The organism is Micrococcus sp. TA1, assembly GCF_014199555.1.
Lineage (GTDB): Bacteria > Actinomycetota > Actinomycetes > Actinomycetales > Micrococcaceae > Citricoccus.
This window is the reverse complement of the sequence record NZ_JACHNW010000002.1, coordinates 164,222-176,975: the sequence shown is the minus strand read 5'-3', so window position 1 is coordinate 176,975 and position 12,754 is coordinate 164,222. Positions and strand designations below refer to the sequence as shown.

Below are 12,754 nucleotides of genomic sequence, written 5' to 3'. Positions count from 1 at the left end.
GGTGGCGCGTCACGCCGTCGTCGATTGCTGTGCACGAATGTATACACTCGTGCACAGTGGCGTCAAGGGGTCCGAGATCCGATCGCCTGACGGACCGTAGGATGGCGCCCATGACTCACCCGATGCCGGCAACGGACACCTTCGAGCACGTCAGAGGCGCCGACGGCGAGCACGTCGGGTACATCCACTGCACCGACGACGGCCGGTTCGTGCCGTTCGACCTGCTGCAGCGCCGCCGCGGGGAGCCCATGGAGCTGGACGAGGCCGAGGCGTTGCTGGACGGCATCGGGCTGAGCATGCTGGCCGAGCCCTGGTGGCTGGACGAGGGCAACGGTGAGCGGGTCAAGGTCCTCGTCCAGGAGGTGCACCGTGACCGGCTGACGGTGGCCCGGGCGATGGACGACCTCTCCGGTCCGGTGGCCAAGGCAGTGGACCTGCAGGCGGTCATCACGGTGGAGCTGCCGACGGACCGGCTGCACGACGCCGCCTCGACCGAGTAACCACGGGGGTCTCCCCATGCCTGACGAGACGCTGGTTCCGCCCGGGGCGACGGTGACCGAGGTGAACGGCCTGCGAGCCCTGCGGGCCGGGACGGACACCGGCAGGGTTCCGCTCGTCCTGGTGCACGGCGGCGGCGCGGACCACAGCGGCCTGTCCTGGTACGCGGCGATGGGTCCGTTGTCCCGTGACCGCCTGGTGTGGGCCGTGGACCTGCCCGGGTTCGGCGGCAGCATCGACGTGCCTCCCGTGGGCGGCCCCGGGCAGCTGGCACGGGTGGTGCTAAACGCGATGGACGCTGCCGGGCTGCCCCGCGCCGTCGTGATCGGGGTGTCCATGGGCGGGGACGTGTCCCTCAACGTGGCACTGCAGGCGCCGTCGCGGGTGGCCGGGCTGGTCCTCGTGGGACCCGGTGGCCTGATCCCGGTGCTGCGGAACGCGAGCACACAGCGCTGGGCCTGGCGGGCGGCCCGGCTGCCGGACTGGCTGCTGGTGCCGATGGCCCGGGTGGCCAACCGCTTCGCCTCACGCGTGCTCCGGACAATGGTCCGCGATCCCGCCGTGCTGCCCGTCGAGGTCGTCCGCGAGTTCATCGCCCACTCGCGCCACCCCCGCAGCGGGCTGGCCTACGGCCGGTACAACCAGGCCACCCTGGGGCGGGAGGGAATGCTCAACAACCTCACGCCCCGGCTCGGCGAGGTGGTGGCGCCCACCCTGTTCTTCCACGGTGCGGAAGACCGCCTGGTGGATCCGGCGGGTTCGGTGCATGCGGCCGCCATGATGCCCCACGCCCGGGCCGTGATCGTGCCCCGGTGCGGGCACTGGGCGCAGTTGGAGGCGCCGGAGCGCTTCCTGGGCGAGGTCCGGGCGTTCCTCGGCCACCTCGAGGAACCGCCGGGGCGTCCCGGCGCGTGACCGCGCGGGGATGGGGTCAGCTGCCCGTCCACAGATAGCGGTGTTCGGGCCGGCCGGTCGCACCGTAGCGCGGGCGCAGCTCGGCCAGGCCGTGGCCGGTCAGCAGGTCCAGGTAGCGCCGGGCACTGACCCGGGAGATGCCGCAGGCCTCGGCCACCTCCCGCGCCGAACGGTCGACGCCGGCCCCGGCCTCCTGCAGGGCCGTGGCCACCAGGCGCAGGGTCGGGACGGAGAAGCCCTTGGGCAGCCGGGCGGGGAGCCCAACCTCGGCGGTTGCCGCGCCCTCGGTGACCGCGCCGGTGGAACCGGCAACGGCTCCATCGGGCCCGGTGGTCCTCCCGGCCTCACCCGCCCCGCCTGCCTCACCGACGACCGCGCCGGCCGGCGTGCTCGCGGTCGACCCCTCGGCGCGCGGCGGCAGTCCGGCGGCCCCGCGCACGAGGCGGTCGATCTCGGCCTGGTCCAGCGCCTCTTCATCAAGGACCTCCTGGTCGGCGCCAGCCGGATCGGCGTAGAGGGCGGCGAAGGCCAGCAGCCGCTCGTTGAACTCGTCGCGGCTGAAGGGCTTGACCAGGTAACCGTCCACGCCCTGGCCCACTGCGCGGCGGACGGTGTCCCGCTCGGAGGCGGCGGTCACCATGATCACTGCGACGTCCGATCCCGCCGCGCGCAGGTCCTCCAGCACCTGCACGCCGCTGCGGTCCGGCAGGTGCACGTCCAGCAGGACCAGGTCCACCTCGTGCTCGGTCAGGAACCCGGCCACCGGCACCCCGCGCTCCAGCACGCCGGCCACCTCGAAGCCCTCGAGGGCCTCCACGAAGCGCCGGTGCATCCCGGCCACCGCGAAGTCGTCGTCCACGATCAGTGTCCTGATCACCCGAGCCTCCTCTCCTGGTCTGTCCGCGTCTCCGGGTCCGCCTGGTGCTCCCGGCCGGCCGGCGTCGCGCCGTGGTCCTCCGGTATGGCCTCGCTGCCCGCCGCGCTACCGGTTGGACTGCCGGCGCCGCCGCCCGCGGGCATCTCATGGTCATTCTCACCCGGCCACGCGGCGTGGAACCGGGCCCCGCCCAGTGGTGAGGGCCCGACGTCGACCCGGCCGCGCCGGCGTCGGACGATCCGGTCCACCAGGGCCAGGCCCACCCCGCGCCCGCCCACCGGGGCGGCGGTGCCCTGGCGCTGTTTCGTCGACTCGCCCCAGCGGAACAGCCGGTCGGCGGCGGCCGGGTCGAGTCCCGGGCCGGAGTCCTCCACGGTGACCGCCACCCCGGGCCGGCCGGCATCCTCAACGCCACCCTGATCGGCATCCCGGCCGTCATCGCCGCCCGCCTCCGCCCCCGCACCACCGGCGCGGACCCGGAGGAGGACGCGGCCGCCGTCGCCGGCCGCCTCGATCGCGTTGGTGAGCAGGTTGGCCACCACGGTGAGGGTGTCGTCGTCGGCCCGCCAGTCCGGGGCCACCGCGCTGTCCCCGGCCACCGTCAGCTCCACCCCGGCCTCGCGCGCCACGGCGGCCTTCGCGCCGACGAGCGCGGTGAGGGAGGCGTCGCCGAGGTCGGGGGTCCCCGAGCTGCCGAGCGGCCCGGTCAGGGAGCGGACGTACTCCTCGGCCTCCGCCGCCTCGCCCAGGGACAGCAGCCCGGAGATGACGTGCAGCCGGTTGGAGAACTCGTGGGTCTGGGAGCGCAGCGCCTCGGTCATGCTGCGCTGGCCCTCGAGCTCGCGGAAGGTGGACTCGAGCTCGGTTCGGTCCTGCAGGGTCAGCGTCCGTCCGACCGGTCTGCCGCCGACCAGCACGGGCCGGGCCTTGGCGAGCAGGATGCGCTCGCCGGCCAGGACGAACCCGGTGGCCTCGGGGCCGGCGGCGGGGGAGAGGAGCATGGCGGCGACGTCCTCGTCCAGCACCTCGGCGGCCAGCTGTCCTTCCACGTCCGCGGAGACGCCGAGCAACCGGCGGGCCTCGTCGTTGGCGAGGGTGATGGTGCCGTGCTCGTCCACGCCCACCACGCCGTCGCCCACGCTGTGCAGCAGGGCCTGGCGGGACTGGTGCAGCCCGGCCATCTCCTCCGGTTCGGCCCCGTAGATCCGCCGGCGCACGTAGCGCGAGGCCCAGGCCGCCACCGCGGTGCCCAGCGCCGCCGCACCGAGGATCCAGGGCGCGAAGCCGAGCACCACCTCGAGCAGGTCGGCCCGGATCTCGGACTGCAGGATGCCCACGGACACGCTGCCCACCACGGTGTCCCCGTCCCAGATCGGCACCTTGGAGCGCAGCGTCACCCCCACCGGTCCCTCCTCGACCCCGCGGAAGCTCTCGCCGCTGAGGATGGGTCCGTGGTCCGAGGACACCGGTTGCCCGATCAGCTCCGGGTCCGGGTGCGCCACCCGCAACCCCTCCCGGTTGACCACGACGACGAAGGAGACTCCCGCGGACCTCTCGGCCAGGTGCGCGATCGGCTGGATGCTCGCCGCGGCGTCCGGGTCGTTAACGTCGTCGATGACCTCCGGGTTGGCGGCGATCGCGGTGGCCACGGTGTCCACCTCCTCGAAGGCCAGCTCCCGGGTGTACCGGTCCTGGACGAACAGGACCACCGCGGCCACGGCCAGCACGGTGACCAGCACGATCGCCACCTGCAGCGCCAGCAGCCGGCGGCGGATGCGCCGGCCGGTCCGGGGCGTGGCGCCGACGAGGGCCATGACTGCTCCTGTGCTCGGGGACTGCGGGGACTGCGGGGACTGACGTGGGGGACTGCTAGTGGGATGCCTTGCGGAGGTGCTGGTGACCAGAACTTTCTTAACCACCTCTTATGACCACAACCAGTTTTCCACTGTGCCGCGCGTCACGGGTCTGCCACGGTAGTGATCCGGCTCACAACTCTATGCGGGCCGCAACCAGACCTTCGCACTGAGAGTACGGAAAGCAATGAGCACACGGACAGTCAAGAGGACCCTCCTCGGCGTGGCTGCGGCCGGCGTCGTCGGGCTGGCCCTGGTGAACGCCGCCGCGGACGGCGGGGAGGCCACCGCCCGCTCCAAGCTGGTGCTGATGGCCCCGGCCGCCCCCGGTGGCGGCTGGGACGGGTTCGCCCGCGAGTCCCAGCAGGCCATCAAGTCCGGCGGCATCTCCAACAACGTCCAGGTGGTCAACGTGCCGGGCGCCGGCGGGACCATCGGCCTGGGCCAGTTCGCCCAGATGGAGGGCCGTTCGGACATGCTGATGGTCACCGGGGGCGTGATGGTCGGCGCGGTGGAGCTGGCCGACGCCGGCGCCACCCTGGACGACGTCCAGCCGGTGGCCCGCCTGGCGGACGACTTCGCGGCCCTCGTGGTCCCGGCGGACTCGCCCTACCAGACCCTGGACGACTTCATCGAGGCGTGGAAGAAGGACCCGGGCGGGACCTCCATCTCCGGCGGCTCCCTGGGCTCGATCGATCACCTGCTCACCGGGCTGCTGGCCGAGGAGGTCGGGATCGACCCCGCGAAGACGAACTACATCGCCTACTCCGGCGGCGGCGAGGCGCTGACGTCGATGCTCTCCGGCACCACCGTGGCGGGGATCTCCGGCTACAACGAGGTGGCCGACCAGATCGACGCCGGCATGCTGCGGGCCCTGGCCGTCTCCTCCGAGGAGCGCCTGCCCGGGGTGGACGTGCCCACCTTCACCGAACAGGGCGTGGACGCCGTCATGGCGAACTGGCGCGGCCTGGCCGCGGCCCCCGGCGTGGAGGGCGAGCAACTGCAGGAACTGCAGGACATCGTGGCCGAGTACCGGCAGACCGATCAGTGGCAGGACGCGTTGCAGCGCAACGCCTGGACGGACAGCTACATGGTGGGCGAGGAGTTCGAGGCCTTCCTCGACGAGGAGATCGCCCGCACCGAAGACATCGTGGAAGGACTCGGACTGTGAGCATGCAGATCAAGCCCTCGTCCCTGTCGGACGAGACGTACGCCCCGCGCACCGGGGGCGGCACCGCGGAGGGCGCGGCGTCGGCGTCGGGAACGCCGGAGGGAACCCCGCAGGGCCCGACGCCGGCACGCACCCCCGGTGCACGGCCTCGCCGGTCCTTCTGGTCCGGGCGCAGCGAGCTGATCATGCCGGTGCTGGTGGCCGGCCTGGCCACCTGGCTGGCCTACGAGACGGCGACGATGACGGTGCTGGGCACCTCGGTGCCGGGACCGCAGTTCTTCCCGACGATCGTGTGCGTGCTGCTGTACGCGGTGGCCGTGGTCCACGCCGTCCAGGTCCTGCGCACCCCGCGGCTGCCGGACCCCACGGACGACGCGGAGAACGCGGACGTCTCCTCGGACCTGCTGGGCGACCTGGCCCACGCCTCCGAGAAGGGGCGCCGGCGGATCGCCGGGCAGAACCCGGACGCCAAACTCCCCAAGGACTGGAAGACCTACACCGACTGGAAAACCGTCGGGCTCGTGGTCGGCGGCATCGCCCTGTTCATCCTGGTGCTGCCGGTGCTGGGCTGGGTGTTCTCCGCCGCCGGACTGTTCTGGATCGTCTGCAAGGCCCTGGGCAGCACGCGCCCCGGGTTCGACGTGGTGGTCTCCCTGGTGTTCGCCGCCGTCATCCAGCTGGCCTTCAATGCCGGCCTCGGACTGAACCTGCCCTCGGGCTTCCTGGAAGGACTGCTCTGACATGGAACAGCTGTCTCTGCTCTTCGAGGGGTTCGGTGCCGCGCTGACCCCGATGAACCTGCTGTGGGTGTTCATCGGCGCCATCCTGGGCACCGCCGTGGGCGTGCTGCCCGGGCTGGGCTCGGCCATGGCCGTGGCGCTGCTGCTGCCGATCACCTTCACCCTGGACCCCACCGCGGCGTTCATCATGTTCGCCGGCGTCTACTTCGGCGGCCTGTTCGGTGACTCCACCGCGGGCATCCTGCTCAACACCCCGGGCAACTCCTCGGCGATCGCCTCCACCTTCGAGGGCCACCGGATGGCCAAGGACGGCCGGGCCGCCAAGGCCCTGGCCACCGCCGCCGTGGGAGCGTTCATCGGCGGGTTGATCGCCACCACGCTCGTCGTGTTCTTCGCCCCCACCCTGGTGAAGATGGCCACCGCCTTCGGCCCGGCCGAGTACTTCGCCCTGGCCGTGTTCGCCTTCCTGGCGATCTCCTCCGTGGTCTCCGAGTCCGTGATCAAGGGCGTGGCCGCCCTGGGCATCGGCCTGGTGCTGGCCATGGTGGGCGTGGACGGGCCCTCGGGCACCGTGCGCTACACCCTGGGTCTGCCCCAGCTGTTCGACGGCATCTCGATCGTGGTCATCACCGTGGGCCTGCTGGCCCTGGGCGAGGTGCTGCACATCGCCGGCAGGATCCACCGGGACCCGTCCGCGACGAAGATCGAGCCCAACGGCCGGGCCCGCCTGGACCGCAGGGACTTCCGCCGGGCCCTGCCGGCCTGGTTGCGCGGCACCGCGTTCGGCGTGCCCTTCGGCATCATCCCCGCCGGCGGCTCCGAGGTCCCGACGTTCCTGGCCTACGGCACGGAGAAGAAGCTGGCCAAGCGCCGCGGCGATGCCGAGTTCGGCACCGTCGGCTCGATCAAGGGCGTGGCCGCCCCGGAGGCCGCTGGCAACGCGACCGCCGGCACCGCGATGGGCGCCCTGCTGGCCCTGGGCCTGCCGACCTCGGCGACGGCGGCGATCATGCTGGCAGCCTTCCAGCAGTACGGCATGCAACCCGGCCCGCTGCTCTTCGAGCGCAGCGGGGACCTGGTGTGGACCCTGCTGGCCTCGCTGTTCATTGGCCTGGTGGTGCTGGTCATCCTCAACATGCAGTTCGCGGTGCTGTGGGCCAAGATGCTCTACATCCCGCGGCACTACCTGTACGCCGGGATCACGGTGCTGTCCATGCTGGGCGTGTACGCGATCAGCTCGGCCACCCTGGACCTGTGGGTGGTGCTGGCCGTGGGCCTGCTCGGGTTCATCATGCGCCGCTACCAGTTCCCGCTGGCCCCCGTGCTGATCGCCGTGGTGCTGGGCCCGCTGGCCGAGACCGAGCTGCGCCGGGCGCTGACCGTGTCCGAGGGGGACCCGTCCATCCTGGTCTCCAGCCCGGTGACGGTGATCCTGTACTCGGTGCTGGTGCTGGCCCTGGCGGTGTCCGCGATGCAGCACCTGCGGCACCGGCGGGAGAAGGCCGCTGGGGTTGCCGGTGGTGATGGTTCCGGTCCGCAGGGCGGCGAAGGGATCGGTCCCGACGCCGGCCCGGCCGGCCCGTCGGAGGGGGCGGTGACCGAGGAGCGGGAGAGCAGCCGGGTGTAGTCGGCTTGATCTCTACGCAGCCGGGGTGAGGTGCCAGAGGCGCCTCACCCCGGCTTTTCACAGTCTTAGTAAGTGTTGGGAAAGAGATCATTTCGTGGCGTGTGGTTGCCATGGTCGGCGCCCGGGGGTCGGGGCCAGGCGGCGGGTCATCAGTCCGATCATGGCCCACTTGATCATCGCTTCGGAGTGTTCGGGCAAGCGTTCGTAGTCCCGGGCCAGCCGTCGGCAGCGCACCAGCCAGGACAGGGTGCGCTCGATGACCCAGCGCCGCGGCAGCACCTCGAAGGTGTGCTGGCCGACCGGCTTGCGCACGATCTCCAGCCCGATGTGCAGGTAGCACGCGGCAAAGGCGACCAACTTGCCGGCGTAACCCCCATCGGCCCAGACCAGCGCGATCGAGGGCATCGCCATCCGGGCCCGGTCCAGCACCAGGCGTCCGCCGTCGCGGTCCTGCAGCGCCGCGGTGCTGACCAGCACGACGACCAGCATCCCCAGGGTGTCGGTGACGAGGTGGCGTTTGCGGCCGTTGATCTTCTTGCCGGTGTCATAGCCGCGCGAGTCGGCCCCGACGGTGTCGGCGCCCTTGACCGACTGAGAATCCACGATCCCCGCCGAGGCCAGCGGATCGCGCCCGGCGCCGTGGCGCACCGCGGCGCGCAGCGCGTCATGGATCCGGTCGGTGGTGCCCTCGGCGTTCCAGCGCTGGAAGTACCAGTAGACGGTGTCCCAGGGCGGGAAGTCGTGCGGCAGGGATCGCCAGGAGCATCCGGTGCGGTCCAGGTACAGGATCGCCTCCACGATCCGCCGGCGCGGATGCTTGGCGGGACGACCGCCGGGTTTGACCGGCACCATCGGTTCGATCAGCGCCCACTGCTCATCGGTCAGATCCGAAGGATACGGGCGCGGGGAAGAAGAGCCCATGCCCCAGTCTCACCCCAGGGCCCCGCACCCGGAAGGGCCACCAGCACTTTCCCAACACTTACTTAGAGTCGCCTCAGGTGGCAACATCCCCAACATCTTGGGGCTTGAGTACTGGTGTCATGGCAGCCCGGGCGTCCGGGGCCACGGGAGCGTACTCGGCCCGGGGATCGGGATCGAAAGCTAGGTCCGAGAAGCTTTTTCGTGAGGTCCCGATGAACGGGGCCTCGCGAACCCAGCCAGCAGGCGTGAGAGGCCGTGGCGGTCGTCCAGGCGGAGGAGTTCGTCCGGCATCTGCTCCGGATCCGTGAACATCCGCAGGTCGTAGTCGCCGATCTGAGGAGGGTTGCTCGCGGGTGCATGATTGAGCACGATCGGTCAGCTAGGCCTGTGGAATTTCGCCACTTGTCTCTGCGATTCACGCCAGAAGGGCGTGGACCCGAAGTGCGCCTGCCGCGACGACAGGGGTGATGACGGGGGCGTCTGCGAGAAGCAACTGATGGGACGCCTCGAGCAGAAAGACCCCGGCCGGGTCCGTTCCGGTCGGGGTCTTCATCGCTTCAGCTGATGGCGTCCTCGTCGAGCACCCACGCCTGGGTGAGTGGAATCCTGCGCTTTGTCTCCAGTGGCAGGTCATCGTAGGCGTAGAACAGTTCGGCCATCAGGGTGGCCCCGTCCCATATCCGGAACTTCGAGTCGCTGCGAATCTGCTGCTTGGCCGGCCCGTTCACTCCACCCCGGGCCACCAGCAGTGCCTGGTCGGCCTTGTGCCACTCCCACGCGGAGTGCAGGACCCGCACCACCTTGGTGTCCACCGGCCCGGCCTGGGACTTGACCTTCACGACCACGATGGGAGCGCCCATGCCCAGCGGGCCCTTCCCGGCGAGGATGTCCACCCCACCGTTCGGGCCGGGCGGGGAGACCTGACAGACAAACCCGTGGGCTTCGAGGATCTCGGATACCAGCCAGGTCAGGTCGTGCTCCTGGCGAACTGTCAGTTTCAGAGCCCGACGGCACTCCCAGGCCGGTAATTTTGCGGGTAGTGCCGTCGACTTCTGAACCCTGTCTGCTCAATAGTCCTATGCACGAACCATGCTCGTGCTCAGGAGTCCTGTTCTCAAAAGGGAGGCGGAAGTGTGGATTTGACCGCTAAATGGCCGTCTTCTTTGCTCGCTTGGCAGCGGTGCCGTCCCTGGGCGTAGGGGTGATCGTTAAGAAAGCCCCCAGCGGACACGCCCTCGGTTGACGTGGATCGGCGTCGGCACCCCTCGGCCAGCGTCCCGTAGGCCGGTCTGGTGGTCCGTCCTAATGGCGGGGTGCCATATGGATGCCCTTGGATGGCCGTTGCGGAGTGCAGGGCTCCTCGTTTAAGGCTTGGACAGGTGCCGGTAGATGGTGGGGCGGGTGACGCCGAATTCGCGGGCGATCTGCTCGACGGTGTGGGCGCGTTTGCCCTCGGCGTCCTTTTCCTCATACATTTCGCGGGCGAGTTTGACCTGGCGTGGGCCGAGTTTGGGTTTCTGCCCGCCGGTTCGCCCGCGTGCGCGGGCAGCGGCGAGTCCGTCGCGGGTGCGTTCAGACATCAGGGCGTGTTCGAACTCGGCGATTGCGCCGATGATCTGGAAGAACATTCGCCCCAGGGCGGTGGAGGTGTCGATGCCCTGGTCCAGGACCACCAGGTCCACACCACGGTCTTGCAGTGTTTTGGACAACTCGATGAGGTTCTCCAGGGATCGTCCGAGCCGGTCCAGCTTGGTGACCACGAGTTGGTCCCCGGGCCGGTTGGCCGAGAGCAGTGCCTTGTCGAGTTCTGGTCGGCGGGCGAGCGTGCCCGAGGCGGTGTCGAGGAACACCTGTTCGCACCCTGCCGCGATCAGGGCGTCGTACTGGGCCTCGGGGTGCTGGTCGCGGGTGGAGACCCGCCCATATCCGATTCGCATCCCTACAACGTATCAGCACGGGGGTGCGCGTTACATTGCCGCGTACACGGCAATCGTTACACAGTGAGTCGGCGGGTCATGCGACTTTTTAGTGGACGTCAGGAACGTGTCGCGAACGATCGTTTCCGTACAGGCGCATCGGTGGCGGCAGCAGGTGTCACGGTCGTGCGCTGGCGCTGACCGGGTCGGGGACCTCAGTCCGCGCGGAGGTGGTGGTCGGCGAGGAAGGCGCGGGCGCGGCCGATTCGGCGGTCGGTGCAGAAGGCGGACCACTGGTCGGTGAGGTTCTCGTCGTGGACGAGGTCGCGGAACCGGCCGAAGGCACCGGTGCCCTGGATGGCCCGTTCCAGCCGGGCGCGCAGGGTGTGGTCGTGTTGCCGGGCGGCGAAGGTGGCCATGCCCGCCCAGCCCTCCCGTGAACCGGTGGGCTCCAACCGGAGCCACCGGTCCGGGTCGTCCTCCACCTCGATGGCGGCGTCCTGGCCGACGAGGGCCGGGTCGGTGTCCTCGTCGGTGTACACCTGCCCGGTGCGCACCTCGAGCCAGCCCCCAGTCGAGGTCCCGGGATCGGTTTCGAGGACGGCGGCGAGCGTCTCCAGATCCACCGGCAGCACGGGCTCGGCCGGCGGCTCGCGGCGCAGGGCGGCCAGTAGGTCTTCGGCCAGGACCTCGTCGCCGGGCCCGGCCCGCATGGTGAGCCGGTTGATCACCGACAGCGCCACCGGCTCGGCCTGGTCGCGGCGTTGTTCCACGGCCATCGGGATCCCGGTCCCCACCTGTTGCAGCGCGTCCTCGATGTCGCGTCCGGTTATTGCGGCCAGGAACCCGGCCGCATCCGAGCCGGCGATCACCCGGCGCACCTCGGCCAGATCCAACTCGGGCAGCTGGGATTGTGCTGGCCAGGTGTGTAGCCGCATTGGGTGTGGCTGGCTTGGTCGGCGCGGGGGGCGGCTTTCCCCGTCGTCCTGGGCCCAGCGGCGCCCGTACTGGTCCGGGATGGTGCCCCAGCCGAAGTACGGCAAAGGCACCGTGGGGCGGATTCCCAGCACCTCCATCGGGTCGATCTTCTGTTCACCGAGCACGCACCGGTGGGTCCAGTTATCGCCCAGGTCGAAGGTGAACTGGAACTCGGCACCGGGCTCCAGGGTCCGGGCGACCTTCGTGGTGGCGATGTCCAGGGGCACGAGCACCGGCCCGGCGCCCATGGTTGCGAACTCTGCCCCTGTGTCTTCGTCGGTGATGATCCGGCCGTCGGCCAGGGTGAACACCGACAGGTGGGACCGGTCCCACCGGGCGAAGGCGTCATTGATCGCCTCGGCCAGGTCCCCGAAGGTGTGCGAGGGTCCGACCGCGAAGATCCGCCCGGGCCAGGGCCACAGCTCTTGGCCGCCCCCGCCCAGCAGTTCCACCGTCACCGATAACCAGGTCCGCGCCATACCCCGAGGATGACACACCCGGCCGCGCCCTGGCAGGCCCGCCGGGACGACAATGGACGGCGCCCCCGCCCCGAGGGGATCCCCGTGGGGGACGCCGCCGGGTGACCGATCGGGTGTCCTCGCGATGACCCTGCAGAAATTCCTTCGCTTATCTCTGCGGTTTCCAGTCGCCGGCTGAAACCCATGCTGACGGCAGGAGGTGGAGAAGTCGTGCGCGCGGGGATCTGATTGTCCAGACGCCCCCTGGACCATTGGGACGCTTGGCCCGGATGGAACCTGCTGCAGGCGAGGCGACGACAGTCGTCGTATGCGTCGTTAGCGGGCTCTTGACACATGAGGGTGCAGCCATTGACGCGTCGATGTCAGGAACATCACTGGCTACTGCCTTTGCGAGAGGTCCGAGTGCTCCGTCTGGCCTGCTCGGAGATCCTGGAGGGCGAGCACGGCCATACCTCGGCGCTCTTATGGCTTCGGGCTCACATCTTCTTTGTCGAGACTGGTCTCACGGCTGCCACGGTGATGACTGATGTCGGTGCCTGTTACCGATCCCGTGACTTCGGTCAGGCCCTGGGGGTGCAGGTCAAATACAAACGCACCCGCCCCTACCGGCCCCAGACCAACGGCAAGGTGGAGCGTTTCAACCGCACCCTGGCCACCGAGTGGGCCTACCACCGTCTGACGGCTCCGATGTTGATCGCGCCCGGACCTACTTGGACTGGCTCTGCCACGACAGTCCCCAGCGACGCACACCGGTATTAGCGGCCAGGGCCGCTTGGCCC

Annotated in this window: 12 protein-coding genes; 6 read left to right on the top strand and 6 right to left on the bottom strand. The window is 70.2% G+C overall.

All coding sequences use genetic code 11. From position 1 onward, the window contains the following. Window positions 1-110: 110 nt before the first annotated feature. Together GGQ69_RS12140 and GGQ69_RS12135 are read left to right on the top strand one after the other, a co-directional pair. Window positions 111-500, top strand: a complete 390-nt coding sequence (locus GGQ69_RS12140; RefSeq protein ID WP_255459691.1) for a serine/threonine protein phosphatase — start codon at window positions 111-113, stop codon at window positions 498-500. A gap of 16 nt (window positions 501-516) precedes the next feature. After that, complete coding sequence (locus GGQ69_RS12135; protein WP_183528900.1) at window positions 517-1,413, top strand: alpha/beta fold hydrolase; 897 nt, start codon at window positions 517-519, stop codon at window positions 1,411-1,413. A gap of 16 nt (window positions 1,414-1,429) precedes the next feature. On the opposite strand, the gene GGQ69_RS12130 is transcribed toward GGQ69_RS12135, so the two are convergent. Together GGQ69_RS12130 and GGQ69_RS12125 are read right to left on the bottom strand one after the other, a co-directional pair. Next, on the bottom strand, window positions 1,430-2,290 hold the full coding sequence (locus GGQ69_RS12130; protein WP_298045607.1) for a response regulator: 861 nt from the start codon (window positions 2,288-2,290) through the stop codon (window positions 1,430-1,432). After that, window positions 2,287-4,104 (bottom strand): ATP-binding protein, encoded by a 1,818-nt coding sequence (locus tag GGQ69_RS12125; RefSeq protein WP_183528898.1) that lies wholly within the window; start codon window positions 4,102-4,104, stop codon window positions 2,287-2,289. Before GGQ69_RS12125 ends, GGQ69_RS12130 begins: the two co-directional genes overlap by 4 nt. Before the next feature lie 226 nt (window positions 4,105-4,330). On the opposite strand from GGQ69_RS12125, the gene GGQ69_RS12120 reads away from it, so the two are divergent. The 3 genes from GGQ69_RS12120 to GGQ69_RS12110 are packed head-to-tail and all read left to right on the top strand — an operon-like array spanning window position 4,331 to window position 7,681. Then, window positions 4,331-5,314, top strand: a complete 984-nt coding sequence (locus GGQ69_RS12120; protein ID WP_183528896.1) for a tripartite tricarboxylate transporter substrate binding protein — start codon at window positions 4,331-4,333, stop codon at window positions 5,312-5,314. 2 nt (window positions 5,315-5,316) lie between these two features. Then, on the top strand, window positions 5,317-6,054 hold the full coding sequence (locus GGQ69_RS12115; RefSeq protein ID WP_183529460.1) for a tripartite tricarboxylate transporter TctB family protein: 738 nt from the start codon (window positions 5,317-5,319) through the stop codon (window positions 6,052-6,054). 1 nt (window position 6,055) lies between these two features. Then, window positions 6,056-7,681 (top strand): tripartite tricarboxylate transporter permease, encoded by a 1,626-nt coding sequence (locus GGQ69_RS12110; protein WP_183528894.1) that lies wholly within the window; start codon window positions 6,056-6,058, stop codon window positions 7,679-7,681. Window positions 7,682-7,768: 87 nt separating this feature from the next. Here GGQ69_RS12110 and GGQ69_RS12105 read toward each other — a convergent pair whose 3' ends face one another. The 4 genes from GGQ69_RS12105 to GGQ69_RS12090 form a co-directional block, all read right to left on the bottom strand. Further along, window positions 7,769-8,602, bottom strand: coding sequence for an IS5 family transposase (locus tag GGQ69_RS12105; RefSeq protein WP_183528892.1), 834 nt, complete (start codon window positions 8,600-8,602; stop codon window positions 7,769-7,771). Between the two features lie 557 nt (window positions 8,603-9,159). Beyond that, window positions 9,160-9,573, bottom strand: coding sequence for a restriction endonuclease (locus GGQ69_RS12100; protein ID WP_255459727.1), 414 nt, complete (start codon window positions 9,571-9,573; stop codon window positions 9,160-9,162). Between the two features lie 393 nt (window positions 9,574-9,966). Beyond that, window positions 9,967-10,539: a recombinase family protein gene (locus GGQ69_RS12095; protein WP_183528890.1), complete on the bottom strand. Its 573-nt coding sequence runs from the start codon at window positions 10,537-10,539 to the stop codon at window positions 9,967-9,969. A 194-nt stretch (window positions 10,540-10,733) separates the two neighbouring features. Then, entirely contained in the window at window positions 10,734-11,975 is a 1,242-nt protein-coding gene (locus GGQ69_RS12090; protein WP_183528888.1) for a UPF0158 family protein, read from the bottom strand. Between the two features lie 333 nt (window positions 11,976-12,308). Between GGQ69_RS12090 and GGQ69_RS12085 the strand changes: the two genes are divergently transcribed. Then, complete coding sequence (locus GGQ69_RS12085; RefSeq protein ID WP_370577176.1) at window positions 12,309-12,734, top strand: integrase core domain-containing protein; 426 nt, start codon at window positions 12,309-12,311, stop codon at window positions 12,732-12,734. Window positions 12,735-12,754 lie beyond the last annotated feature (20 nt).